24 protein-coding genes are annotated in these 24,317 nt (G+C 40.3%); 10 read left to right on the top strand and 14 right to left on the bottom strand.

All coding sequences use genetic code 11. From position 1 onward, the window contains the following. Nucleotides 1–4: 4 nt before the first annotated feature. From NU887_RS07605 to NU887_RS07585, 5 genes are all read right to left on the bottom strand, one after another. The gene (locus NU887_RS07605) at nucleotides 5–991 is read right to left on the bottom strand and encodes a hypothetical protein (RefSeq protein ID WP_258422776.1); all 987 of its coding nucleotides are present in this window, start codon (nucleotides 989–991) and stop codon (nucleotides 5–7) included. Between the two features lie 102 nt (nucleotides 992–1,093). Beyond that, nucleotides 1,094–1,588, bottom strand: coding sequence for a hypothetical protein (locus tag NU887_RS07600; RefSeq protein ID WP_258422775.1), 495 nt, complete (start codon nucleotides 1,586–1,588; stop codon nucleotides 1,094–1,096). Between the two features lie 155 nt (nucleotides 1,589–1,743). Next, nucleotides 1,744–2,394 (bottom strand): ribulose-phosphate 3-epimerase, encoded by a 651-nt coding sequence (rpe, locus tag NU887_RS07595; protein ID WP_258422774.1) that lies wholly within the window; start codon nucleotides 2,392–2,394, stop codon nucleotides 1,744–1,746. Between the two features lie 57 nt (nucleotides 2,395–2,451). Beyond that, on the bottom strand, nucleotides 2,452–4,098 hold the full coding sequence (locus tag NU887_RS07590; RefSeq protein WP_258422773.1) for a S8 family serine peptidase: 1,647 nt from the start codon (nucleotides 4,096–4,098) through the stop codon (nucleotides 2,452–2,454). Next, a complete protein-coding gene (locus tag NU887_RS07585) occupies nucleotides 4,085–4,771 on the bottom strand; it encodes a hypothetical protein (RefSeq protein ID WP_258422772.1) in 687 nt (228 codons plus the stop codon). The genes NU887_RS07590 and NU887_RS07585 overlap by 14 nt, the downstream gene beginning before the upstream one ends. 82 nt (nucleotides 4,772–4,853) lie before the next feature. Between NU887_RS07585 and NU887_RS07580 the strand changes: the two genes are divergently transcribed. Genes NU887_RS07580 through NU887_RS07570 form a run of 3 tightly spaced genes read left to right on the top strand, consistent with a single transcriptional unit; the run spans nucleotide 4,854 to nucleotide 7,021 of the window. Beyond that, nucleotides 4,854–5,480, top strand: a complete 627-nt coding sequence (locus NU887_RS07580; RefSeq protein ID WP_258422771.1) for a beta/alpha barrel domain-containing protein — start codon at nucleotides 4,854–4,856, stop codon at nucleotides 5,478–5,480. Nucleotides 5,481–5,500: 20 nt separating this feature from the next. Next, nucleotides 5,501–6,400: an oxygen-dependent coproporphyrinogen oxidase gene (gene hemF / locus NU887_RS07575; protein ID WP_258422770.1), complete on the top strand. Its 900-nt coding sequence runs from the start codon at nucleotides 5,501–5,503 to the stop codon at nucleotides 6,398–6,400. 27 nt (nucleotides 6,401–6,427) lie between these two features. Further along, nucleotides 6,428–7,021, top strand: a complete 594-nt coding sequence (locus tag NU887_RS07570; RefSeq protein ID WP_258422769.1) for a phosphatase PAP2 family protein — start codon at nucleotides 6,428–6,430, stop codon at nucleotides 7,019–7,021. 1 nt (nucleotide 7,022) lies between these two features. Here NU887_RS07570 and NU887_RS07565 read toward each other — a convergent pair whose 3' ends face one another. Then, entirely contained in the window at nucleotides 7,023–7,616 is a 594-nt protein-coding gene (locus tag NU887_RS07565; RefSeq protein WP_258422768.1) for a riboflavin synthase, read from the bottom strand. Nucleotides 7,617–7,739: 123 nt separating this feature from the next. Between NU887_RS07565 and NU887_RS07560 the strand changes: the two genes are divergently transcribed. The 5 genes from NU887_RS07560 to NU887_RS07540 all read left to right on the top strand — a co-directional run bounded on the left by NU887_RS07560 (nucleotide 7,740) and on the right by NU887_RS07540 (nucleotide 11,103). Further along, the gene (locus NU887_RS07560) at nucleotides 7,740–8,396 is read left to right on the top strand and encodes a protein-L-isoaspartate(D-aspartate) O-methyltransferase (RefSeq protein WP_258422767.1); all 657 of its coding nucleotides are present in this window, start codon (nucleotides 7,740–7,742) and stop codon (nucleotides 8,394–8,396) included. 81 nt (nucleotides 8,397–8,477) lie between these two features. Next, nucleotides 8,478–9,008, top strand: coding sequence for an acyl-CoA thioesterase (locus tag NU887_RS07555; RefSeq protein WP_258422766.1), 531 nt, complete (start codon nucleotides 8,478–8,480; stop codon nucleotides 9,006–9,008). Between the two features lie 195 nt (nucleotides 9,009–9,203). Continuing rightward, nucleotides 9,204–9,743: a hypothetical protein gene (locus NU887_RS07550; RefSeq protein WP_258422765.1), complete on the top strand. Its 540-nt coding sequence runs from the start codon at nucleotides 9,204–9,206 to the stop codon at nucleotides 9,741–9,743. A 2-nt stretch (nucleotides 9,744–9,745) separates the two neighbouring features. Next, nucleotides 9,746–10,069 (top strand): DUF3817 domain-containing protein, encoded by a 324-nt coding sequence (locus NU887_RS07545; RefSeq protein ID WP_258422764.1) that lies wholly within the window; start codon nucleotides 9,746–9,748, stop codon nucleotides 10,067–10,069. Nucleotides 10,070–10,080: 11 nt separating this feature from the next. After that, nucleotides 10,081–11,103 carry a hypothetical protein gene (locus tag NU887_RS07540; protein ID WP_258422806.1) on the top strand — a complete coding sequence of 341 codons (1,023 nt, stop codon included), beginning with the start codon at nucleotides 10,081–10,083 and terminating at the stop codon, nucleotides 11,101–11,103. A 128-nt stretch (nucleotides 11,104–11,231) separates the two neighbouring features. On the opposite strand, the gene NU887_RS07535 is transcribed toward NU887_RS07540, so the two are convergent. From NU887_RS07535 to alaS, 7 genes are all read right to left on the bottom strand, one after another. Then, nucleotides 11,232–13,685 carry a leucine-rich repeat domain-containing protein gene (locus NU887_RS07535; RefSeq protein WP_258422763.1) on the bottom strand — a complete coding sequence of 818 codons (2,454 nt, stop codon included), beginning with the start codon at nucleotides 13,683–13,685 and terminating at the stop codon, nucleotides 11,232–11,234. Next, the gene (locus NU887_RS07530) at nucleotides 13,672–14,511 is read right to left on the bottom strand and encodes a hypothetical protein (protein WP_258422762.1); all 840 of its coding nucleotides are present in this window, start codon (nucleotides 14,509–14,511) and stop codon (nucleotides 13,672–13,674) included. The genes NU887_RS07535 and NU887_RS07530 overlap by 14 nt, the downstream gene beginning before the upstream one ends. After that, a complete protein-coding gene (locus NU887_RS07525) occupies nucleotides 14,508–15,086 on the bottom strand; it encodes a hypothetical protein (protein WP_258422761.1) in 579 nt (192 codons plus the stop codon). The genes NU887_RS07530 and NU887_RS07525 overlap by 4 nt, the downstream gene beginning before the upstream one ends. 24 nt (nucleotides 15,087–15,110) lie before the next feature. Continuing rightward, the gene (locus NU887_RS07520) at nucleotides 15,111–15,584 is read right to left on the bottom strand and encodes a nucleoid-structuring protein H-NS (RefSeq protein WP_258422760.1); all 474 of its coding nucleotides are present in this window, start codon (nucleotides 15,582–15,584) and stop codon (nucleotides 15,111–15,113) included. Between the two features lie 261 nt (nucleotides 15,585–15,845). Beyond that, a complete protein-coding gene (locus NU887_RS07515) occupies nucleotides 15,846–16,964 on the bottom strand; it encodes a peroxiredoxin family protein (RefSeq protein ID WP_258422759.1) in 1,119 nt (372 codons plus the stop codon). Nucleotide 16,965: 1 nt separating this feature from the next. After that, nucleotides 16,966–18,426 carry an Asp-tRNA(Asn)/Glu-tRNA(Gln) amidotransferase subunit GatB gene (gene gatB, locus NU887_RS07510; protein WP_258422758.1) on the bottom strand — a complete coding sequence of 487 codons (1,461 nt, stop codon included), beginning with the start codon at nucleotides 18,424–18,426 and terminating at the stop codon, nucleotides 16,966–16,968. A gap of 84 nt (nucleotides 18,427–18,510) precedes the next feature. After that, a complete protein-coding gene (alaS, locus tag NU887_RS07505) occupies nucleotides 18,511–21,141 on the bottom strand; it encodes an alanine--tRNA ligase (RefSeq protein WP_258422757.1) in 2,631 nt (876 codons plus the stop codon). Between the two features lie 118 nt (nucleotides 21,142–21,259). Here alaS and NU887_RS07500 point away from each other — a divergent pair, with 118 nt between their 5' ends. Then, a complete protein-coding gene (locus tag NU887_RS07500) occupies nucleotides 21,260–22,237 on the top strand; it encodes a peptidoglycan DD-metalloendopeptidase family protein (protein WP_258422756.1) in 978 nt (325 codons plus the stop codon). Between the two features lie 85 nt (nucleotides 22,238–22,322). On the opposite strand, the gene NU887_RS07495 is transcribed toward NU887_RS07500, so the two are convergent. Beyond that, a complete protein-coding gene (locus NU887_RS07495) occupies nucleotides 22,323–23,300 on the bottom strand; it encodes a GlxA family transcriptional regulator (protein ID WP_258422755.1) in 978 nt (325 codons plus the stop codon). Nucleotides 23,301–23,423: 123 nt separating this feature from the next. Here NU887_RS07495 and NU887_RS07490 point away from each other — a divergent pair, with 123 nt between their 5' ends. Further along, nucleotides 23,424–24,302, top strand: coding sequence for an SRPBCC domain-containing protein (locus NU887_RS07490; RefSeq protein WP_258422754.1), 879 nt, complete (start codon nucleotides 23,424–23,426; stop codon nucleotides 24,300–24,302). Nucleotides 24,303–24,317 lie beyond the last annotated feature (15 nt).

Genomic DNA, 24,317 nt, shown 5'->3' with positions numbered 1-24,317 from the left:
GGCATCAATACCACTGCCCAACCCTTCGGTTTTGTAGTTGAAAAATAGAGCTGCCCCTGTATTCCACTCCGTTGTGCAAGTGCTTCATTACTACCCCACAACCGGGAACTTTACACCTCTTGGTGCTAGGAAGACTGATTGACAATCCTACCTGTGCAAAAAAAAGATTTTGACCAATGGTTTGAAATTCTTCCGGGATTTCTGTCTGGTAATTGTATTTACGGAATTCTGCTCCTGTTTTGACAAAAAACTTGGTGTACTCTGAAAATTCTTTTTCTACCCGCAAAGCCAAGTTGAAAAAAGACTGGTTATTGGTATTGACCAAAGCATCAAAATTCTTCCTCATGTAGACATTTCCAAATTCACTTTCAGCCATAAATCTCCAAGGATAAATCTGTCTAATCCTTTGGTTCATTTCGGATTGCATCATGATGTTGTTGGAGTCAAAAGCCCTATACCGCCATCTCAAAAACTTAGCCCGTTTGTTGGCATCATAAAGCACCAATCCTATCGAACCAAATGCCCTATCCAGAGTATAGTTGGTCCTGTCAAAACGAAATTCCAAATCACCTGAACGCAGACTTGACATCCCGCCGAATTCCCTTCCATAACCTGCACCAAGAGTCAATGTATTGAAAAGATTGATTTTGACTGCTGCATTGACCGGGATGGCAAAATTATTGCCTGAAAAAGTAAGGGTATCTTCAGCAGTTATTTGCTGGGGGATTTCAATATTTTGGAATTGCTCAATAGGATATAGCGAGGGAGAAAGAGACGTAAACACCATTTTATTGGTATGGAAGGCACCTCCTGTAAAAACCTCAAAACTGAAATTCCCAATCGCATTCCTAAAAACATTCCCAATATTACTCTGGCTTTTCCTAGTTTTGGATTTGGCTTTTGAATCTATCCCGAATATATCTTCATCTTGGGCATTTCCAATTTGAATTCCCAAAGACAAAATCCCAATCAACGCAATTAGTTTTTTCATACAAATAATTAACGAAACCGAAATTAAAAACAATACCTTGACTAAAACAAAAAAGGCTTTCAATTATGAAAGCCTTCCGGGTCTTGTTGCTGATTCGACCATTTAAACGTTTCCCTCACCTTCTTCCCGCTTTTTTCCCAATTCCGAAATCAGGGAATTGATTTTTTCATTCAGGCTGGGATCTGCAGATTTTGCTTTCATGATTTTATTATAGGTTCCTGCTCCTAATTTTTCTGCATCCTTGATGAAATCAATCTTATAATTCTTGACTGATTCACCCAAGGAATCCATAAAATCCTGGATCTTTTGGAAAGCAGCCTTTTCCTCTTCTGTGATATTTATTTCTGCAAGTTTTGTATCATCCCCCCAAGCTCCTTTGATTTCATTATACCTAGCTGCACCGCCTAAAGTGGAATCCCCCTTGATCATCTCCACCAACTCTTCCTGTTTTTCTGCCAAAAAATTCGCAACTGACTCTTCCATCGTCGCAAATTTCAAAATTTCTTCCTCTGTAACTTCCTCTGCTGCCTCTTGTGCCACAGACTTCACACTCATAATTCCCATGAATAGGAAAGCCAATAAAAACACTTTTTTCATGTTGTAAACGGGTTTTGGTAAATAAATTCAAATTGTATCAACTTTCAATAAAGGGCTTAAGCCTGATGAATACAACAAAATCATCAAAAAAAATACCCTAAAAAATGTTAAATGGAATATATGAATTATAAAAGGAAGACGGTTTATGGCCTCATTTAAAGCCCTTTAAGTTCGTGTATGGTCTGGATGGGATCTGCTGCTGAAAAAACAAAATTACCGGCAACCAAAATATCCGCTCCCTCGGCAATAAGCAATGGCGCATTTTTTAGATTCACTCCTCCGTCGATTTCTATCAGAGTAGATGTCCCTCTTTTATAAATTAGAGACTTCAGCTGTGAAACCTTCTCATAAGTATGTTCAATAAATTTTTGGGCGCCAAATCCAGGATTGACGGACATCACACAGACTAGGTCTATATCATGGATGATATCTTCCAAGAGGTGAACAGGTGTATGAGGGTTGATAGCAACTCCAGCTTTACAGCCTAGGCCTTTTATGGCCTGCAAAGTCCTGTGCAAGTGATTACAAGCTTCCAAGTGAACAGAAATGATATGCGCTCCTGCTTTCTGGAAAGCTTCCAGGTACCGGTCTGGGTCCACGATCATCAAATGAACATCCAAAGGTTTTTTTGCATGCCTATGGATTGCTTCAGTGACTGGTATGCCAAATGAAATATTTGGAACAAACACCCCATCCATGATGTCTACATGAATGTAATCTGCCTCTGAGGCATTGAGCATTTCGATTTCTCTTTGGATGTTGGCAAAATCAGATGCTAATACAGAAGGGGCAACTTGAACAGACATGGCAGGAAAGGGTTATAGAATTGCCTGCAAAGGAAATAAAAAAATCTCTTTGACGCTTTACCTTTTTAACAATTTTGTCCTTTTGACCTCTCTGCCTGATTGCATCTGAACCAAAAACATCCCTTTAGGAATATTGGGAAGGCTGATTTCAAAGGGTTGCGATACGGATTCTCTTTGGATATCAATTTTTTGGATTTCCTTCCCATTGACATCATATATTGAAAACTCTCCCATGAGACTTTTTCCGAATTGGACAAAAAGATCACCTCCGTTCAAGGGATTGGGATAAACTTTAAAATCACTTTCTTTTTCCAAAGTCAAAATACTCAAAATCTCTCCATAATAAGCTTTTGAAAAATCCGGAATGCCATATCCCAAGAGGTTATCAGGGTTTTCATATTGACTTGAACTCCTGAGGATATATTCAATCAGTTTATCTTTGGTCCAATCAGGCCGTGCTTCCCATAATCCCGCAGCCAAAGCAGCAACTTGTGGCGCAGAAAAAGAAGTGCCGTTGGATGGTCCTAGAGTTCCATTGGAACGGATTACTTGCGCACTGTTGCCAAAAGCAGAAACTTCGGGCTTAAACCTGCCGTCGGCTGTAGGGCCCTGAGAACTGAACCCGGCTCTGGTAAGGCTAGAATTGACTGCACCTACGGATAAAATTCCCTCTGCATCTGCAGGAGCGATAATAGAGGAAACTCCTCTGGAACCATAATTTCCCGCACTTGTGACGACCAAGATACCTTTTTCTGAAGCCACATCGGCACCTATGGTGATAGTCGCTGTCTTTCCATCCAAGTCCTCTTTGGTGTAATCCATACTAGGATCATCAAAATCCCAATAGCCCAAGGAACTACTGATAATATCTGCTCCAAGGCTGTCGGCCCAAGAGGCTGCCCGTACCCAATTGTATTCCTCAATCCTGTATTCAGTGGGAACATCCTCTGTGATACCTAGTATATATTTGGAATCCGGTGCACCGGAGACAAGCAAGTTTTCTTGATTTGCTGCGATTAGAGAAAGGGCATTTGTACCATGCTGGTTAAAACTGTAGACATTGGCATTTTCTAAATGGACAAAGTCCCTCGTTCCCACGATCTGATTGTTGGTAAACAGATGAGAAAAAGCTGAAATAGTATTAACTCCGGGAAAGCCTGCATCAAAAACAGCGATTGTAATGCCCTTTCCTTTATAACCTTCTCCATGCATGACAGGAATGCCTACCAGCTCATTCTGGAAATCATAGGGTGTTGCAGCGGTTTTCGCGTTTGTATGTATTGATGAATTTGTTCCGACTTTATTGCCAAAACCTATTCCCAATCTACCGTTGGAACTCATGCCCGGTGCTGCCAAAACCACTTTGTCAACAAATGGAAGCGCACTGATAGCAATGATTTGCTCAGGACTTGCTTCCACTAAAGTGGCATTTAGCCATGTGATCTCGTAAAGGACTTTGCCTGATTTAGAAGCTACCTCGGAAACATATTTTGCTGAAAGCGGTAAATCCAAGCTATCAACTGGAATCTGAAACTTTGCTCTTCTTTCTAAAGCCGCAGCTGACAAAAATTCCGCCGGCCTGCTTAAGGAATAGGTATCTTGGGGCTTGAATTTAAAATGTACAGCATATCTGTTTTGGCCGTAAGAAACTGACGCCAGCAAAAAACAAAAAACAGAAAGCAAAAACCTGTTAAAGTTTACCATATCCTATAATTTTCAAATGGGTCCGTCTCCCTGAATCGACTAACATTTGTCCCAGACAATCATTTCTTGAGCAATAAGTCAAGACCTCATAATATTGTTCTACCAATCCTATTCCTTTTGCAAATACTTCGTACCTGTTGTCCCTAAAGGTAATTTCATCATCATCTTCCTCTTGTAGGACCTTCAATGATTTGGAAAATGACTGTTGCCCGACATCGATTTTACCAACAAATGAAATTTCATATTCATCGGGATCTTCGGAATTGAAAACTTGGGCATCCCATGTTTTCTGTAACTTAGGAGGAAAAACCAAATTGACTGTCTTTTTGTTCTCAAAAGTCCTGACCAAGGCAAGATTTCGATAATGCAAAGAGTAGCTTCCAATTACAGACCAGTTGGATCTGTCCAGAGATTTCTCTCTGACAACGACATAAACCAATTCATTTTCCGCATTCAAGAAGGTATAATCAACCTTGTCCCTCAAAAAGTAATCGCTGCTTTCTTCATCATTTTCACCAAAAACTATTGTTTCACTGACTTCATATTCCCAAAAAAGGTCCACTTCCAAAGGTTGATAGTCCAAGCCAAAATCTTCATTTGGCTTCTCAGTATCTGCACAGGAAAATAAAAAAGCAATTAAGCTAAGAAAGTAAAGTGGGTGAATCTTAAGCATAAGCGAGTTCTAGACGTTTACAAAAATACAATTTTAAGATGAAATTTCTACCTTAGCATCCAAAAATCATCAAAACAGCAGTATGGCACTTCATTCGTTTGTTAAAATCAGTGCAGTCACCAACCTCACCGACGCCAGGTATTGCGCCGGAATGTATGTCAACATGATAGGTTTTGACCTGGAAGAAAGCAGCAAAAACTTCACTTCTCCACAGAAATACAATGAAATTACAGGATGGCTTTCTGGAGTGGATTTCGTGGCGGAATTTGAAAGTACCCATCCGGAAAAAATCCTCGGCAACCTCAATGAATATAAAGGAATCAACTTTATAGAAATCAGGGAGGAAATATATCTGAGGATGTTGGTCAATTCTTCGTATGGCATAATTTTTAAAAAAGAATTGACTTCAGAGGATGATTTGGATGAATTGATCGCAAAAGCCAAATTTTTTCAGGATTTTAATATAATGCTTCACCTTGTTTCCGAAAGCTTGGAAATAGATGCCGGCATCATCCAAAAGCTTCACACCTTGGCTTCCAAAGTAGAAGTTCTGTTAGGATTTGGAATAGAACCGGAAACGGTCAGAAACTTGTTGGAGCAGACCGGAGTAAAAGGAATTGCCCTTGAAGGGGGTGACGAAATCAAGCCGGGACTGAAAGATTTTGACCAGCTGGCAGAAATCTTGGAAGTATTGGAAGTAGAAGATTAAAACTGATTTGGAATAAAAAAATGCTAGAAAAAGAAAAAATCACCAGTGACTTTATGGACATTCAGGACCATATCTGTAAGGAACTGGAAATAGAAGATGGCAAAGGAAAATTCCAAGAGGACAAATGGACGAGGACTGAAGGCGGTGGCGGACGTACCCGGATTCTTCAAAACGGCAACATCATAGCAAAAGGCGGCGTGGCATTTTCAGCAGTAGAAGGACCCACACCGGAAAAAATCCTCCAGAAACTCAATCTCGAAAAAGCTGATTTTTACGCAACAGGGGTGTCGATAGTCATCCATCCTGAAAGTCCAATGGTGCCGATTATCCACATGAACATCCGGTATTTTGAAATGAGTAATGGCGTCAGGTGGTTTGGCGGCGGGATCGATCTTACTCCTCACTATGTAGATATCGCAGATGCCAAATATTTTCACCAACAAGTGAAAGAAACCTGTGACCTTTCCAATACCGAATTTTATCCCAAATTCAAAAAATGGGCTGATGATTATTTTTTCATCAAACACAGAAATGAAACAAGGGGAATTGGAGGGATTTTCTTTGACAGACTTACAGCAAATGATCAAGAAGAAATGGGTTCTATTTTTGATTTTGTCAAATCAATAGGTTACTTATTCCCAAAAGTCTACCGGCACTTCATGGCAAAAAACAAAAATCTGCCCTACGGAGAAAATGAAAAAAAATGGCAGGCCCTCCGAAGGGGAAGGTATGTGGAATTTAACCTTGTTTGGGATGCAGGCACCAAATTCGGCTTGGATACCAACGGCAGAACGGAAAGCATCCTGATGAGTATGCCACCTGTAGCCAATTGGGAATACATGAATCAGCCGCAAGCCGGGTCAAAAGAAGCATTCACCCTTGACCACCTAAAAAAAGAAATTGATTGGGTTAATATTTAATTTCCCATAAAAGAATATTTAAGAAATATGCTGGAAAAAATCAGTGAATGGGATGAGGCTCTTTTTTTGTGGTTAAACCAACACCACTCGGATTTTATGGATCCAATCATGTACTACTCTACCCGTACTTTTCCTTGGATTCCACTTTATGTTTTTTTGATTTTTCTGGTCTGGAAAGCCTATGGCAAACAGGGTGGGTGGGTAATCTTGGGAGTTCTGCTTTCCATCTTATTTGCTGACCAAATCACCTCAGGACTGATGAAACCGTTTTTTGAGAGGTTAAGACCATGTCATGAGGTGCTGTTGAACGGAATGGTGCACAATTACGGCAATTGCGGAGGCAAATACGGTTTTGCTTCCTCCCATGCGGCAAACAGTTTTGCCATTGCGACATCCATGTATCTAGGCCTTTCCTTTAAATATCCGGCAGTGAAATGGCTGTTTCTATGGGCTATATTTTTTTCTTATACCAGAATATACCTAGGGGTACACTATCCCGGAGACATTTTGGTAGGTGCTTTTGTAGGATTGATCAGCGGATTGGCCGCTTTCCACATATTCCGTTTCATTTACAATCTCATCAGGATGAAAAGTGGAATAAACAAGATCAAAACTGACTAGTTTAATCTGTATATCCTCGGATGATTCTTTGGATGTATTTGCCGATAATATCAAATTCCAGGTTTACCTCATCTCCCATCTGTAATGCATGGAAATTGGTATTTTCATAGGTATAGGGAATGATCGCCACAGAAAACCTCCCGTTTTTTGAGTTGAAACAAGTCAGGCTTGTGCCATTTACCGCAATGGAACCCTTTTCAACAGTCACGTTTCCTATGTTTGGGTCATAAGAAAAATCAAAAATCCAAGAACCATCCTGTTCGGAAATCTTCTCAATTTTACCGACTTGATCAACATGTCCCTGTACGATATGTCCGTCAAACCTGCCGTTTGCAGGCATGCAGCGCTCAAGGTTAACTTTTTTGCCGATTGCCCAGGATTTCAGATTGGTTTTTTTCAATGTCTCATCAATGGCTGTTACAGAATAGGTATTTCCTTCAACCGCTACTACTGTAAGACAAACCCCATTATGGGAAACAGATTGGTCAACTTTGAGTTCGGAGGTAATCGGTGAGGATATTTCAAACCGGACATTGGTACCTTCTTTGGTCATGCCGCTGACTGTTCCCAAAGTTTCTATGATTCCTGTAAACATATTTTTAATCTAAAGTTCAATATTTCAGACAATAAGCTTCAAAGCTTTATTCTGGCTTCAAATTAAGCCAATTTATCCCTTAACTTAGCATCGTTTACAAAAGTTTCCCATCACAAAACACCCATGTTGAAATTAGAGGACAGCTACCGCCACAAAGGTCAGCGAAAAGAATTGGTCAAAATCATCCGGCAAAAAGGGATCAAAAATGAAGCGGTATTGAATGCCATCAACACGCTGCCAAGACATTTTTTCTTTGATTCGGCCCTTGACTCCCATGCTTATGAGGACAAAGCCTTCCCAATCGGCGAAGGTCAGACTATTTCCCAACCTTATACTGTCGCCTTTCAGACGGAGTTGTTAAATATAAAACCTGGTGACAAGGTTTTGGAAATCGGGACCGGATCAGGATATCAGGGCGCCATCTTACATTTGCTGGGAGCTGAGGTATACACCATCGAATACCAAAAAAATCTCTACGAAAAGACAAAGAAATTCATGTCCAAATTGGGCATACAGCTTCATTTTTATTTTGGAGACGGATCCAAAGGAATGCCTGAACATGCCCCTTTTGACAAAATCCTTGTGACTGCAGGCGCACCTGTAGTACCAAATTCTTTGCTGAAACAATTGAAAGTTGGCGGGATTTTGGTGATTCCGGTTGGAGACCGCAAAACACAAAAAATGATGAAGCTGACCAAAATCACCGAAACTAAAATTGAACAGGAAGAGTTTGATAACTTTGCCTTTGTACCCCTTTTGGGAATGGAGGGATGGAAATAACCAAATTTTATACTGAATTCACCCCTTCAATTTTTCACTGAACGAAAAAGGTTTTGTATTTTTACAAAAAAATTAACTTTTATGCCAAAACAGAAACCCGTAAAGCTGTCAGAAGTAATCATGACAGAAATGGTTTTACCCAACGATACCAATACCTTACATAATCTTATGGGTGGAAAATTGATGCATTGGATGGACATAGTCGCAGCCATAGCAGCACAAAAACACTCCAACAGGATCGTGGTCACGGCCTCTGCTGACAGCATTTCTTTCAAACATCCGATCGCTCTCGGTAATGTGGTTACACTCAAAGCAAAAGTAACCAGGGCATTTAATTCCTCCATCGAAGTTTTTATCGAGGTATGGGCAGAGGATATCCCTGCAAATAAAAAAATCCTTACTCATAGGGCATTTTTTACATTCGTAGCAGTAGACCAAAACGGTAGGCCGATTGAAGTCCCTGAAGCCATTGCGGAAACTGCCGAAGAAATCGAATTGTATGAAGGTGCACTTAGGAGAAGACAACTCAGGTTGGTCCTAGCAAAAAGAATGGATCCCAAAGATGCAGTGGAATTGAAATCTATCTTTGGATTTGAAGAAAATAAGGCATAAAAAAAGGAATTTGTTTCTTTGTTTCTGATTCCTTGATGATAGCTTAGTATAATTTTGGGATGAAATTTTCGGGTAATTCGAACCATTAACCTTCATTTCTGCGCCTGCATCTATCCTCAACGTTCTTATTTCCAGTTTCTCGTTTCTCGCTCCCAAATCCTTGCTTTCAGATAAATTTTTAATCAATTTAGGCACATGGAAAATTTGAGTATCCACGATTTGGGATTGATTTTAGACAATGAAATTTATCTTCTGCCTGAAGAAACCGAACTACTTTTGGCAAAAAGACAAAATGTACTTTTGGAGGAAAATCCAATTGCCCAACAAGAGGAATTTGAAGAAGAGGCTGTGGCTTTGGAATATGAAGGAGGATTCGAAAAAGGCATTTTGGTAATCTATGAAGGAAAGTCTTTGGAAAGCAACCTTTCTGATTATTTGTTCAAGATTTTAGGTGCTGTATCCTGTTCTCTCAAAGACATTGCATTGGCTAGCTCTGAAAATACAGAAAAAACTAGTATGGCATCCATTTCAGCACTTAATCCCAACCGGATTATCGTGTTTGGCAAAGTAAGGCACGAAATCATGATGTCGGTCAAAAAAACATATGAGGTTCATCAGGAAGATGAAATCGAGTACCTTTTTGCAGACGATCTAAAGCAGATTTCTGAAAGCCTAGACCTACGAAAAGCACTTTGGAAAGAACTGCAGGTCTTGTTCAACATAACAAAAAAATAGAAATGAGAACGATAGAAGAAAAAACCAAATGGTTGAAGCGGTTTAGGTTAATCAGCATCTTGGAAGGTTTTTCCTTCTTGATTCTCCTTTTCATTGCCATGCCTTTGAAATACATGATGGACCTTCCCTTGGCCGTCACCTATGTGGGTTGGGCACATGGGCTGCTCTTTATCCTATATATCTATGCTGTATTTCCTACAGCGCACAAAATGGAATGGAAATTCGGAAAAACATTCTTTGCTTTGGCAGTTTCCATACTTCCATTTGGCCCTTTTATTTTTGACAAAAACATGACCAAAGAAGAAAAAGAAATGGTCAAATCTTGACAAACTGCCTTATGGCCTTGATCAGCAAAAAGAAAATCATCTATCCCATAAGCCCAAAATTGAGGGAATTCCTCAACAAATATGGCCGCGAAGTCGATTTTCCCATTCAATACAATGACCTTCTGAGATACAGTACCTCCATCGCACTGTATGACTCCAAAGGAAACGACACCCTTTGGGAGACGGTATTTTTTGCTGAATCAGATAGAGAGGAAATTCATTACAATGTGAAGAAAATCTATTCTCTTCTCAAAGCCCAAGGGGATATGACCGTCATGGAACACCTGTACGTGGACCGGGTGGACCTTTGCGTGTATGGGAACACCAAACCATTTAGAGTCAGGATAGTCAACAGAATCAATGACAACTTCGACTATTTCTACGTAAAGATGGCCGACGCATCAAGGATTTATGGCTTGGAACTTGAACACCTCCTATCCCCCAACCGAATCAATTACCTAGTTCACCAAAACACACTTATTGAAGAACATATCGCAGGCATTCCTGGAGAGCAATTTATGCGGCTATATATCAATGACGGATTACAAAACCCAATCCGATTGGCCAAAGAATTTGTCAAATTCAACGAAAGGTGTTTTGTCAGGCTTCTTGGAGATATGCATTCCTCCAATTTTGTGGTCGACGTCACACCTGATTTTGAAGAAACCCATTACAGAATCAGGGCCATAGATTTTGACCAGCAGTCCTACGAAGGAAAAAAATCAATCTACTTACCCCAGTATTTCAAGCAGAACAACACCTTGATCCAAATGGGCTTCAAGCACATTACCCCAGAGTCAATGGCCCAATACCAAAGGGAAGAACGGGCCCTGATTGCCAACAGGCTCAAAAGTTCTCAAATAGAAATTGAGGACCTCTTGGAAACCATGGAATCTGATACCATTTCTACCCAGGAAAATACAGAAAACCTCAAGCAGGATCTCGCAAAACATTATAAAAATGACCGATTCCTTGAATGTAAAAACATGGGAAATATCCTGAGACTAAGCTTAGATCAAGTAAGGAAAAAATAAACCTCACCTAATAAACTTTAATAGCGAAATTCCTTCCCTTTAAAAAAGCCTTATACCTTTCGAAATTTTCACTTCTTGAACATTACTTCAGAAGTCTGTTTTCTTATTGATGCTAATTGCCCACCTACTCAATAAAACCGTACCTCACATTCAGGATTCAATTTTTTAAAGGCATCGACCGCCCTTTGATTCAGTCTGGTATTGAAGCAGTTTAATTCTTTCAAATTCAGCCCCTGAACAGGTTTTAGAGATTTGACGTTGGTACCGCCGATGTCCAGTTTTTCCAATCCTGTAAGCGTCTCCAATCCCCTCAAAACAGTGATGTTGGTCCCTGTCAGGACCATACTTTTGAGCTCATTCAATTGGCCTAAAGGCCTCAAGTCCTCAATCGCAGTATACGACAAGTCAAGGGATTTGAGATTCCATAAGATTGGGAGGACAGTTAAATCAGATACCGGAGCATTTGTAATTTTCAATTCCTCCAATAATTTCAATTCACTCAGCCCTGAAATATCAGTCATCGGGATATGGGAAACAGACAGAGACCTCAAATTGACAAAAACAGCCAAGGCCTGTAAATTTGAAATATCCGAATTTTCAACTTTCAGAGACGGCATTGCAGTCCAACGGTGAAGTGTCTCAAGGTCCGGAACTGCATCCCCATTCCCATAGGCTTTCTTAAAAGCGGTTTTCCAAGAGTCTTCTATAGCAGCCCACCATTGCTCCAACAGTGCTGATCGATAGATTATGTTGATTTTGGGATTGGATAAAAGAAATTCAGGAATACTTGCAGGGTCGATTTCTGAATTGTCAAGGTTCAGGTAAGAAAGCTTTGGCAAACTTTTCAACATGATAAAACCTGTCACGGGACTATCCCTAAAGTCGATGTTGGTAAGATCTGTCATCCCCACCAAAGGCTCCAAGTCTTTAATCTTGGTGTTTTTTCCTGAAATGATTTCAAGGGTTTTCATTTCAGCCAATGGAAGTAGGTCGATGATTTCATTATCATCAAAGGCCAAGTAATTGAGGTTCTTAAATTTCAATACAGGGTTCAGGTTATTGACCCCTGTACCGGATATATCCAATGAATCGATTCCCAATGTACCAGTAAGATCTTCAATAGTTGGTGAAGGAATCCCAAGTCGGGGATTAACAGCTATCAATGCCTGTTTCCATTCTTGAGACAATCCTGCCCACCAAGATTGTAAAGTCTCCACATGATGGATCAAAAGAACATTCCTGTTATTTCTTGCATATTGTTCGGCACTGGATTCTGAGACTTCAGTAAGGTCTGCATAAAGCATTCTCAGATTTGGCCTATTATTCAATGGTGTAATGTTAGAAACAGAGGTGTTGTTGACATTGATGATTTTCAGGGCAGAAATTGCCGCCAAAGGAGTCAAATCAATAATGTTGGTCTGACTCAGATTGACTTCAGTAAGACTTTCCAAGCCTGCCAAAAGGTCGATGTTAGACAAACTGTTTCCGCTGACATCCAGGTATTTCAAGCCTTTGAGTTCTTGGATATCCTCAATACTTGTAAAGCTGCTGTTATTCAAATCCAGCCAATTAAGGGCTTGCATGGAATTCAGCACGCTGTAAGAAATAATCTTGGTGTTGACGGCCCGCAAGGTTTGAAGGCTCTTAAGGTTACCCAATTCGCTGATGTCCTCGATCGAAGTATTCGAAATGTCCAGGTACTGCAGTTTATCAGAATACTTTATAAACTGAATATCTGTCGTTGGTGTATTTGAAATATTGAGATGGCTGAGGAAAGTCACATTGCTGATAGGATTCAATTCCACCACCTTGGTATTACTGATATCTATGTATTTTAAGTCTCTCAAAGCTTCAAGCGGGCAAAGCTCAATCAGGTATTCATTTCCTGAAAAATCCACGGAATCAATGGCGCTGATTTTATATAAATGGTCAACTGTAACAGTATCTTCTTCACCAATGCCAATCTTATTTCTAAAATAAGATGTCCAAGTGTAGGACAGTGTAGCCCACCATTCTTCTAATTCCTTGTCCCTGCTGAGTTTGGTTGTATAAACGCTGGCGATTTTGAGTTCATTGGTTTTCTTATCTACATTGACCTCAATAAATCTCGCCTTGGTATTGGTGATTTTTTCCTTATTTAATCCGGTGGCTGTTAAAGTCCTGTCCATTGAAACCAAAAAAGACAACTCCCCATTTTCCCTAAGAAATGGTTTTGTTTCTCTTACTTTAAATTTGAAGCTAGCTTCATCGAAAAAAAACTCAATGTCTTTCAGGTATGCAGTCACATCTTTATTGGTGATGACTTTTCTATCCAATAGAAGGTCATCTTCGACTTGAACTTTACCGTCTCTGAAAATCTTTTTATAGCTCTCCCTGATAATCACGTCCTTATCCCGTGCAGGAGTATCTTTACTTCCCAAAGTATTCAAAAAAAACTCCAAAAACTGAACCTGATCCTCTACTTTTTGGGTAAGGTCTTTCAGATCTGCTTTTGAATAATCACCCAAATCCTGTGAATATCCTGAGAAATGGATGCCAAAAAAAAGCAAAACAAATAGAATGGATTGTCTATTTCTGGTCATATATGAATTCTAATATAGTTTCTTTATCTCCCGGCTTCAGTTTCACCAAATCCCCTATCAACCATCCTGTATTGAATCCAGGCCTGTTAAACTGGTCCAATTCGAAATACCAATTGTTGATTTGGAAAAAATGAAACTTGACATCAGATATTGTTTCAAATTTGATGCTACCTTTTTTTAACTCGTATAAAAACAAGGTAAGGTAATCAGGAACATACTCCTTTGCGGTATAAGATTCCGGTGAATTGGAATTTTCGAATGCCTTGCGGAGATTCATAAAACCGAGTTCGTGACTCAGAGGATGGATAAAGCTTTTATCAGTCCCGATTGGTTTGTTGAAAATATCTTTAAAGGGTTGGAAGACTACTTTATCAATGACCCACTCATATCCCAATCCTTCAGGTTGGATTTTTAAAAATAAGGTCACATTTTCGCTTCTGCCCTTGTATTGGAAAACGGACACCACTTCGGCAAACCATTCCCCTTCATGGAAATTCAAAAACTGTGGTTGTGTTTCGGACAACACATCACGCATAAACTCAGTCTTCAATTCTCCTGAAATGCCGGAAGTCTCATTGTCAAAAAGTATACTGATAAATTTTCCCCTCAATTCCCTGTCCCTGAAAAGGGCATCTCCCGAATAATATCTTTTCATGCCGTCTTGACTTTCTTCGGCATTGAATCGTCTAAAAAATTGATTGACCTGTTTGGTCGAAGCGGCAAACTTGCCGTCATCCTTGGGGGAACCGGGGCTGAACAAGCCCTGCCCCGGTGCCATTCCAAAGGAAGTAATGAATAATGTTATTGCAATAATTACTTTTCTCATGCAGCGGTTTCTGTCACGCGGATATCTCCAAGCATCACATCCCAAAACTCGATTGTTCTACCTGCGATCTGAGTTTGCTTTTTCTCCACATAGATCGTGATATCCTTTTTGGTCGTGTCTCGGTAGTTAAGACCTGATTCGATTGAAGTACCTTCAAATCTTTGATAAACAGTGATGACACCTACATAGCGACCATCAGGCTGTCTTTCTAGATCACTGATATAATGGATGTCATACCAAGTGATGTTGACTTTGTCATAGTTCAATGCCATCAGTCTTTCAAAGTAATTTCTCACTTTGTAGTAGGCTATCTCTTTGCGGCTCAAGGAAGAAACCCCCATCTCTGCATCTGGAGCAAACAACTCCTCAGCCCTATCCATAACGCGATTGGCTTCTGAGAATTGTGTTTCTTTGCTTCCGATAATGCTGATGTATTTACTTAAGTCTTTTACTTTTTCCAAAGCAAGGGAATCAATGGCCTGCTTTCTTGCAGGACTGATGTTGTCAGTTTGTGCCAACGTAATGGTCGCTGAAGCAAAAAAGAGCAACAGGAAAAGAGGAATATATTTTTTCATTATCTCGTGATTTTTCGGTGGATATTATTTTTTACGACGCAATTCCAATTCTGAAACTTTACCGTTTCCGTCAAGTCTGATATCAGAAATGAAGTTTAGGTTTTTCTTGGTGTCCTTCAGATAGTTAAGGTAATTTTCTATCGTGGTAGGCTCATCGTAATCTTTAATGCCATTGGCTTCGTGAATCACAATCAAAACGGGGGTAGATCCATTGGAGAACATACCTTTTGCCTCCTGAATTGTCCTGTTGGCAGCATCTACATTTGAAGATCCGGCAATGCTGTTAAAGTAATTTTCAAGTTTTCCAACAGCTACTTCTTCAGCAGAAGGCCCTGCAGGTGGCGGCGGTGGCGGCGTTGGTTTTACCTCTTCTACAGGCGCAGGCTCGGGAGCAGCCACGACTTTCTTTTTACCTTTGCAAGCTCCAAGAGCAAGCAAACCAAACAAGGCAATTGTCAGCACCCTGCTTAACGTTGATTTGGCGGTTCTTTTTTTCATGTTTAGTTAATTGATTAGTTTAATAGACTGTTAGAATTTGGGTAATTATGATCAGGTTTCGTTCAAATTTCAAAATAGATTTTTTGATTTTTGAATGGCTTGTTTTGCAATTGCTTGTAAAAATCGCGTTTTTTAAGCCTGTACAAATCTAATTGAAATTTCCTTTTTTTATCAAGTTAGATCGTATAGTCGGTAAAAAATATCAATTAATTCCGAAGAGAAGTCAATTATCAAACCTTCCTTTCGGATTAATCACCGGCTTTATTCAAATATCTCTTTCAGCTTATTTTCTAAACTCGCTCCTCTCAAATCTTTCCCGATAATTTTACCCTCCGGGTCAAGCATATAAGTGGCAGGAATTGCATTGATCTGATAGATGGCAGCTGCTTCTGAATTGAAATACTTTAGGTCTGATACATGCGTCCATGTAAGGTTATCATCGGCAATTGCTTTGACCCAGGCTTCTTTGGTTCTGTCCAATGACACACCGAATACTTCAAAACCTTGATCTTTATACTGGTTGTATAACCTTACCACATTGGGGTTTTCTTCCCTGCAGGGCCTGCACCAAGCTGCCCAAAAATCAATCAAAACATACTTTCCCCTTAAATCAGACAGTTTAATAAGTTCTCCATTAGGATTGGGCAAAGAAATCTCAGGTGCTACCTGACCGATAGACAATGCCCGCATATCGTCTAACTGGTTCATCAGTGATTGAATCATCTTGGTATTGGGATATTTTTCATTCAATCCGGCCACCAACTCATCAATGTACTGAAAATCATTTTTGATATTGAGCATGGAAATCCCAGCCATCGTGGCAAAACTCCCCTCCATACCGGTAAGAACTTCTTTCACCTTTTGGCCTTGGGTCACTTCAAGGTTCATGGCAGTGGTCTGAATGGATTTGATCGCTTCCTGATCCCTTTTGCTCATGGCTTCAAAATAGGCAGTATTCAATTCATTGAAGGTCTTTTGGTATTCAGCAGTCAACGCCTCAATTTTTTGGAGATTTTGAGAATCTTCCGACCCTTCTACCTTAAGGCTTGCTTCATCATTGAAATCATAAAAAACCTCCACATCCTCAGCAAATAGAGCCAGTTTGACAATCTTTTGGTTCATAAAGTGTAATTCAAAAAATGCAGGACCCTCAAGGCTGAGTTCATACTCAAAATCCCCTCCTGACCCCATTGGTATTTCTCCGATGATTTCTGTGCTTTCATTCACAAACTTATACAACTCTATCCTTCCTTCGGGAGCGTTTTTAACCACTCCTGAAACCTTTACAGAACCATCAAATTCCTGTTCGCTTTCTTGACCACAGGCCATCACCAAAAGCAAAAACAGGAAAGATAAGGAAGCAACAAATGGATTTTTCATATCAATTTTCAAGTATTTCAGTCAGTAATTTTGTGGCAACTTTTGGGTCTGCCTTACCTTGGGATTTTTTCATCACCTGCCCCATAAACATGGCCATCAATCCTTTTTTCCCGGAACGGTATTCTTCCACTTTCAAAGCATTTTCGGACAATACCGTTTCTATAATCGGCATCAGAGAACCTTCATCACTTTCTTGAATAAGATTTAAATCCTGAGCGATTTCTATCGGGCGTTTTGTCTTGTGGAGCAACATTTCAGGATATACTTTTTGTGAAGCCACAGAGAAATTGATTTTCCCTTCGTCAATGATGGCAATCAGCTCCGCAAGGCTTTTGGCAGAAATCGGAAAATCAGAAATATGCAGGGTAAGCTCATTCAGGTAGGATTTCACAGGACCCATCACCCAATTGGCTGCTCCTTTATAATTTTTGGTGTTTAGACAAACTTCCTCGTAATAGAGTGCTATTTCTTTGTTGTCAGTCAACACTCCGGCATCATACTCTGATAAGCCGTATTGGTTTATAAACTTGTAGTGTAATTCTCGTGGCAAAGCCGGCATGGATTCTTTTACACTTTCCAACCATTCCTCTGATACAATCACAGGGCTCAAATCCGGTTCAGGAAAATACCTGTAATCATTCAGGTCTTCCTTGGTCCTCATACTTGCAGTCAATCCTGTGGATGCGTCAAAAGTCCTCGTCTCAGAAATGATCTCAATATTGGCTTCCACCATTTCCACCTGACGCTCAAATTCGTGTTCAATCGCCCTCACCACATTCCTGAAGGAATTCATATTTTTGACTTCCACTTTTTTTCCATATTCGGCAGCACCCCTTAATCTCACGGAGACGTTGGCGTCACATCGGAGTGAGCCTTCTTCCATATTGCCATCGCAGATATCAAGATATTTGACGAGTTTTTTGATTTCGGCAAGGTAAGCATAGGCTTCGTCGGAAGAGCGCATATCTGGTTCAGATACGATTTCGATTAGAGGAACCCCTGCTCTGTTAAAATCAACCAAGGTATCTACTTCACCTGCAAGGTGCATTGACTTTCCCGCATCTTCTTCCATGTGAATCCTCGTCAGTGCCACAGTTTTCTTGCTCCCATCAGGCAGGGTGATGGGTACATTTCCTCCTACACAGATAGGGTTTTTATCCTGAGTGATTTGATATCCTTTTGGAAGATCAGGATAGAAATAATTTTTCCTTGCAAAAATATTATGCCTTGTAATTTCGCAATCACATGCCAAACCCATCTTAATGGCAAACTCCACTGCTTTTCGGTTTACTTTGGGAAGTGTACCGGGATGGCCAAGGGTAATGACTGAAATATGTGTATTGGGTAGATTTCCAAATTCCGTAGAATCAGAAGTGTACATCTTACTTTGGGTTAGCAACTGGGCATGTACTTCCAGTCCAATGACCAATTCATATTTATTTTTGACTTCTGCTGAAAGCATCTTTTCTCTTTTATTCTGTATTACAATCGCCCTAAAATTGGATTCAAAATAGACCAAAACCAAATTAGGAACCTCCTATTTCTCTTAAATTCCTGCCAAAAGTGACTTTGCCTTGACAAGGACTCCAGGTAACCCTGCAAGGTTTTTTCCTCCTGCAGTGGCAAAGAAAGGCTGTCCACCTCCCCCACCATCAATCTCTTTTGCCAATTCCCTCACCAATAACCCTGCATTCAACGACTTTTCTGCGACCAGATTTTCACTGATCAAAACCGCCAACTGTGGTTTTCCATCAATCTCTGCTGCCAAAACAGCAATAACATTGTCTACCTCGTTTTTAAGCTCAAATGCCAGTTTTTTCAAAGCGTCTGCTGAAGGCAAGGATATTTTTGCAACCACCTGATTGGTCCCATTCACTTGCACAATACCACGGATCAATTCTTCTTTGAGGGCTCCAGCCTGTTGAGTATGAAGAGATTCAAGTTCCTTTTTTAATTCATTACGTTCCTGAATAAGGGCTTCAATGGATTTTTTGACATCCCGGGGATTTTTCAACAATTCCTGAATTTCTTTCACCAATTGAAACTGGTCATTGACATAAGCTTCAGCTGCGTCAGCTGTAATCGCCTCTATCCTTCTGACTCCAGCTGAAATTGACCCTTCGGAAACAATCTTGAACAAACCGATCACGCCTGTGGAAGATACGTGTGTACCGCCACAGAGTTCAACTGAAAAATTCCTGTCAAAAGTGATTACCCTTACAAAATCTCCATATTTCTCTCCAAACAAGGCAGTTGCGCCTTGGTTTTTGGCTTCAGCGATAGGGACATTTCTTTGCTCATTCAAAGAAATGTTCTCCCTGATTTTGGTATTGACTATACTTTCTACCTGAGCGATTTCTTCCTCAGTTAGCTTCGCAAAATGGGAAAAGTCGAACCGTAGGATTTCCTCATTGACCAAAGATCCTTTTTGTTGAACATGGTCTCCCAATACTTGCTTCAATGCGGCATGGAGTAAGTGAGTCGCAGTATGGTTGTTCATGCTCAGCTTCCGCTTTTCTCCATTCACTTTGGAAACAAATAAAGCCTCAGGTTTGACAGGCAACCTATCCACAAAATGAACAATGAGGTCATTCTCCTTTTTGGTATCTAGGACTTTGATATTCTCAATTTCAGATTGCAATATACCCTGATCTCCGACCTGTCCGCCGCTTTCGGCATAGAACGGTGTCCTGTCCAACACCAATTGAAACCTGTCTCCTTTTTTATCCTTGATCTGTCTGTATTTGATTATCCTGCTTTGGGATTCGAGATAATCATAACCTATAAATTCCACGCCCTCGTCTTCTCCAACCATAACCCAATCGCCGGTTTCCTGCTCTGCAGCAGCTCTAGACCTGGTTTTTTGCTTTTCCATCTCAATAGCAAAACCCTTCTCATCTACTGACAGACCATTTTCCCGAGCAATCAAAGAAGTCAGGTCAAGCGGAAATCCAAAAGTATCATACAGTTCGAAAGCGACTTTTCCTTCTATTACAGCCTGACCTGAAGCAGCCATTTCTTCTTTGATCTGATCAAGTTTTTTCAATCCATTATCCAAGGTTCTCAAAAAGGAGTTTTCCTCCTCCATAATCACTTTGGCAATAAAATCCTGTTGAGCGGCTACTTCAGGGAAAATATCCCCAAAAGTCTCTGTAAGCAAAGGAAGTAATTCATATAAAAACGGTTTCTGGAAACCCAGAAAAGTATATCCATACCTTACTGCCCTTCTCAAAATCCTTCGGATGACATATCCGGCTTTGTTATTGGAAGGCAGCTGACCGTCAGCAATGGTAAATGATATCGCCCGGATGTGATCTACGATCACCCGCATAGCAATGTCTATTTTTTCATCCTTTCCATATTCCTTCCCGGATTTGGCAGCTACTGCCTGAATAAAAGGTGTAAAGACATCGGTATCATAATTGGAAGATTTGTTTTGGATTGCTCTCACAAGCCTTTCAAACCCCATTCCTGTGTCTACATGTTTGGCAGGAAGTTCTTTAAGGCTCCCATCAGCAACCCTGTTGAACTGCATAAAAACAAGGTTCCAAATCTCGATTACCTGAGGGTGGTCATTGTTGACCAAATCAAATCCGTCAATTTTCTGTCTTTCTTCATCTGACCTGAGGTCAACGTGGATTTCGGAGCATGGTCCACAAGGTCCCGTATCTCCCATTTCCCAAAAATTGTCTTTTTTGCTACCAAAAATAATCCTGCTTTCAGGAAGGATTTTGCTCCAAATCTGAAAAGCCTCTATATCCCTTTCCAAGTTGTCACCCGCATCTCCTCCAAAAACAGAAACATAAAGCCGGTCTTTTGGTAATTGATAGACTTCAGTCAATAATTCCCAGGCCCACTCAATTGCTTCTTTTTTGAAATAATCTCCGAATGACCAGTTGCCCAACATCTCAAACATGGTATGGTGGTAGGTGTCCACACCCACTTCCTCCAAGTCATTGTGCTTGCCAGAGACACGTAGACATTTTTGGCTGTTGGCCACTCTCAAGAATTTGGGATCTTCATTTCCCAAAAAATAATCCTTGAACTGATTCATGCCGGCATTGGTAAACATAAGTGTTGGGTCGTTTTTGACCACAATCGGTGAGGAGGGCACATAATGGTGCTTTTTGGACTCAAAAAATTGAATAAATAAATTTCGGATTTCTTTGGCTTTCATCTAACCTATTGACTATTTTCGGATTATCTATTTTATTTACTATATTTGTGGTCCCCAACACGCTATCACCCAACTGCCACAGGGGCACAAAATTAGAATATTTACCTCGCAATCCGTAATGAGTAGAATAAAATATTACTACGACCCCAAAACCTGCAAATACGAGCGCTACCAGCGAAGCAAGTGGGATATTGCCCTCAATTCCCTTGGATTCTTTTCACTCGCTTCAGTAATTGCCGTTGTCATGTTGATTTCCTTCAACTATTTTTTTGAAAGCCCAAAAGAGCTGATGTTGAAGAAAGAAAATCAAGAACTTACCCTTTATTACCAATTGCTTGAAGGGGAAGTCAACAAACTCAACCACATGATGGGTGACCTTCAGCAAAGAGATGACAACCTGTACAGGATCATTTTTGAATCAGAACCGATTCCCGATGAAATGAGGAATGCAGGTGTCGGCGGTTCTGACAGATACAAGGAAATCAAAGAAAAAGGACTCAAACAGGAAGACCTTGTTGTCTCACTTTCCCAAAAAGTGGATGCCCTGAAAAGAAAAATGTACGTCCAATCCATCAGCTATGATGAAGTGACCGACATGGCATACAAAAAAGAAGAATATTGGGCTTCTGTACCGGCGATCCAACCTATTTTAAATGAAAATCTAAACATGCTTGCCTCAGGTTATGGCATGAGAATCCACCCTATCCTTAAAGTGAGGAAAATGCATAAAGGTGTCGATTTTGCAGCACCAAAAGGAACTCCCATATATGCTACAGGCGACGGTGTGGTGGTAGCGGTGAAAACAGTTTTTGGTGGATATGGAAAGCACATTGAAATCGACCATGGGTTCGGTTTTGTCACCCGATATGCGCACATGAATGAATTCAAAGTCAGAAAAGGCCAAAAAATAAAAAGAGGTGATTTAATTGGAACAGTGGGAAATACCGGTTCATCTACAGCACCACACGTCCATTATGAAATCATGAAAGACGGCAGGTTTGTAAACCCCGTCAACTATTTCTTCAAAGACCTTACACCGGAAGAGTTTGATAAGATTCTCGAACTGTCAGGCAGAGAAAATCAGTCTTTGAGTTAAACTTCTAAATTCAATATGAAATAAAAATCCCGGTCAGCTTTTTTGACCGGGATTTTTTATTGAATTACCAAAAATTAAAACCAAGCTACGCCAAGGAAAGCTTGTTGTATTTGTTTCGATACTCCAGCGGGGTCAATCCGGTTATTTTTTTAAAAGTGGATCGAAAGGCCTTATTGTCTGTATAACCTACTTCAAACATTACCTCATTGATATTTTTTCTACTCCCCTCAAAACTCCTCTTGGCAGCTTCCATTTTCACCCTTTGAATATATTCCAAGACTGAATTTCTCGTAGCCTGTTTGAACCTCCGTTCAAAGCTTCTCCTTCCCAATGCTACCCTTGCAGCAAGTTCATCGACACTGATCCGCTCATCTATCACGGATTCTATGTAATCCTGAGCTTTAATGATCAAGTCATCTTTATGGTCCTTTTGTCCTTTGAACATTGAAAAGGCAGATTGATTGTTCCTGTCAATATCGATAGCAAAATATTTTGCAGCTAGGATAGCTGTTTCTCTATCAGAATATTTTTCTACGAGATGAAGCAAAAGATTCCAATAGGAATTAGCTCCCCCACTTGAATATATCCCCCCTTCTTCGCTGACGATGCTGCCATCCTGAACCTCCACCTCAGGAAACATTTCATGGAATTCATTGGCAAAACCCCAGTGGGTTGAACATTTTTTGCCATCCAACAATCCTGTCGAAGCAAGCAAAAATGCACCTACACACAATGAAGCAACTTCAGAACCTTTATTATACTGTTCGCTTATCCATGGAATCAATTCCCTATTGGATTCCAGAGCAGCTTTCATATCTCCAAAGAGTGCCGGAATAATTACCAAATCAGTCTTCCTGACCTGATCGATCAGGGTATCAGGAAAAACTGAAAAACTTCCTCCGTTGAGCTTAATTTCCTTTTTTGCTCCGACCAGACTTACCTCAAATAATGGCTCTTTTCCCGAAAGGGATAAAAACTGATTGACAGCACTGAAACAGTACTGAGGGTCAGCAATGGCCTGCAAAACCGAATTTTCAGGAACGAGAATAGAAACTTTTATCATGATTTAAATATAGAAAACCTGTCGCAAATCACCCCTTGATTGTCGTTTTTATACATGTTTTTTTTAACCTCAAGCACTAACTTTACATCTTTATTCATACTAAAATCCCTGAAACCACAAACTATGAACTCCTTACCAAAAACCGTTATTTCAATTGAAACTTATGTAAATGCCCCGGTCCAGCAAGTTTGGCACATGTGGACGGCACCCGAACATATTACCCAATGGAACTTTGCATCTGAAGATTGGCAATGTCCACGTGCTGAAAATGACCTTCAAGCGGGAGGTAAGTTTTCTTCCAGAATGGAGGCAAAAGATGGAAGTTTTGGATTTGACTTTGGGGGTAACCATACCGAAGTGGAAGAATTCAAAAAAATATCCTCCATCCTTGAAGACGGCAGAAAAATGTCGGTCATTTTTGAATCCCAGGGCGAAGGGACAATGGTCAAGGAAGATTTTGAAGCTGAAAATACCAACTCCATCGAGCTCCAAAAAGAAGGCTGGCAGACCATTTTAAACAATTTCAAAAAACACGCAGAATCCCAATCCGGTCCACAAAGGCTCAATTTCAAAATTGAAATAGACGCACCAGTTGATAAGGTTTACAATACCATGCTTGGAGACAAATCCTATTCGGAATGGACAGCAGTGTTCAATCCGACTTCCCGTTTTGAAGGTTCTTGGGACAAAGGTTCCAAAATAGTATTTGTTGGCACCGACCAAGATGGAAAAGAAGGCGGTATGGTCAGCAGGATCAAAGAAAACATCAAAAACCAATTTGTCTCAATCGAACATCTTGGAATTCTGAATAATGGAGAGGAAATTACCTCCGGACCGGAAATCGAGGGATGGGCAGGAGCATTGGAAAATTATACATATGAGGCGAAAAATGGGAAAACCTTGCTAACTGTGGACCTGGATTCCAATGAAGAATTCAAATCCTACTTTGAGGAAACTTATCCTAAGGCATTGGAAAAACTCAAATCAATATGTGAATCATAAATAAACCCTAAACCC

Origin of the sequence: Aquiflexum gelatinilyticum (assembly GCF_024741135.1) — a bacterium.
Taxonomy (GTDB): Bacteria; Bacteroidota; Bacteroidia; order Cytophagales; family Cyclobacteriaceae; genus Cognataquiflexum; species Cognataquiflexum gelatinilyticum.
This window is presented reverse-complemented; position numbering and strand designations above follow the sequence as displayed.

What these genes read in the sequence shown, in the direction of transcription:
- NU887_RS07605 (WP_258422776.1), bottom strand. Translation starts at nt 991, where the DNA reads ATGAAAAAACTAATTGCGTTGATTGGGATTTTGTCTTTGGGAATTCAA.
- NU887_RS07600 (WP_258422775.1), bottom strand. Translation starts at nt 1,588, where the DNA reads ATGAAAAAAGTGTTTTTATTGGCTTTCCTATTCATGGGAATTATGAGT.
- rpe (WP_258422774.1), bottom strand. Translation starts at nt 2,394, where the DNA reads ATGTCTGTTCAAGTTGCCCCTTCTGTATTAGCATCTGATTTTGCCAAC.
- NU887_RS07590 (WP_258422773.1), bottom strand. Translation starts at nt 4,098, where the DNA reads ATGGTAAACTTTAACAGGTTTTTGCTTTCTGTTTTTTGTTTTTTGCTG.
- NU887_RS07585 (WP_258422772.1), bottom strand. Translation starts at nt 4,771, where the DNA reads ATGCTTAAGATTCACCCACTTTACTTTCTTAGCTTAATTGCTTTTTTA.
- NU887_RS07580 (WP_258422771.1), top strand. Translation starts at nt 4,854, where the DNA reads ATGGCACTTCATTCGTTTGTTAAAATCAGTGCAGTCACCAACCTCACC.
- hemF (WP_258422770.1), top strand. Translation starts at nt 5,501, where the DNA reads ATGCTAGAAAAAGAAAAAATCACCAGTGACTTTATGGACATTCAGGAC.
- NU887_RS07570 (WP_258422769.1), top strand. Translation starts at nt 6,428, where the DNA reads ATGCTGGAAAAAATCAGTGAATGGGATGAGGCTCTTTTTTTGTGGTTA.
- NU887_RS07565 (WP_258422768.1), bottom strand. Translation starts at nt 7,616, where the DNA reads ATGTTTACAGGAATCATAGAAACTTTGGGAACAGTCAGCGGCATGACC.
- NU887_RS07560 (WP_258422767.1), top strand. Translation starts at nt 7,740, where the DNA reads ATGTTGAAATTAGAGGACAGCTACCGCCACAAAGGTCAGCGAAAAGAA.
- NU887_RS07555 (WP_258422766.1), top strand. Translation starts at nt 8,478, where the DNA reads ATGCCAAAACAGAAACCCGTAAAGCTGTCAGAAGTAATCATGACAGAA.
- NU887_RS07550 (WP_258422765.1), top strand. Translation starts at nt 9,204, where the DNA reads ATGGAAAATTTGAGTATCCACGATTTGGGATTGATTTTAGACAATGAA.
- NU887_RS07545 (WP_258422764.1), top strand. Translation starts at nt 9,746, where the DNA reads ATGAGAACGATAGAAGAAAAAACCAAATGGTTGAAGCGGTTTAGGTTA.
- NU887_RS07540 (WP_258422806.1), top strand. Translation starts at nt 10,081, where the DNA reads ATGGCCTTGATCAGCAAAAAGAAAATCATCTATCCCATAAGCCCAAAA.
- NU887_RS07535 (WP_258422763.1), bottom strand. Translation starts at nt 13,685, where the DNA reads ATGACCAGAAATAGACAATCCATTCTATTTGTTTTGCTTTTTTTTGGC.
- NU887_RS07530 (WP_258422762.1), bottom strand. Translation starts at nt 14,511, where the DNA reads ATGAGAAAAGTAATTATTGCAATAACATTATTCATTACTTCCTTTGGA.
- NU887_RS07525 (WP_258422761.1), bottom strand. Translation starts at nt 15,086, where the DNA reads ATGAAAAAATATATTCCTCTTTTCCTGTTGCTCTTTTTTGCTTCAGCG.
- NU887_RS07520 (WP_258422760.1), bottom strand. Translation starts at nt 15,584, where the DNA reads ATGAAAAAAAGAACCGCCAAATCAACGTTAAGCAGGGTGCTGACAATT.
- NU887_RS07515 (WP_258422759.1), bottom strand. Translation starts at nt 16,964, where the DNA reads ATGAAAAATCCATTTGTTGCTTCCTTATCTTTCCTGTTTTTGCTTTTG.
- gatB (WP_258422758.1), bottom strand. Translation starts at nt 18,426, where the DNA reads ATGCTTTCAGCAGAAGTCAAAAATAAATATGAATTGGTCATTGGACTG.
- alaS (WP_258422757.1), bottom strand. Translation starts at nt 21,141, where the DNA reads ATGAAAGCCAAAGAAATCCGAAATTTATTTATTCAATTTTTTGAGTCC.
- NU887_RS07500 (WP_258422756.1), top strand. Translation starts at nt 21,260, where the DNA reads ATGAGTAGAATAAAATATTACTACGACCCCAAAACCTGCAAATACGAG.
- NU887_RS07495 (WP_258422755.1), bottom strand. Translation starts at nt 23,300, where the DNA reads ATGATAAAAGTTTCTATTCTCGTTCCTGAAAATTCGGTTTTGCAGGCC.
- NU887_RS07490 (WP_258422754.1), top strand. Translation starts at nt 23,424, where the DNA reads ATGAACTCCTTACCAAAAACCGTTATTTCAATTGAAACTTATGTAAAT.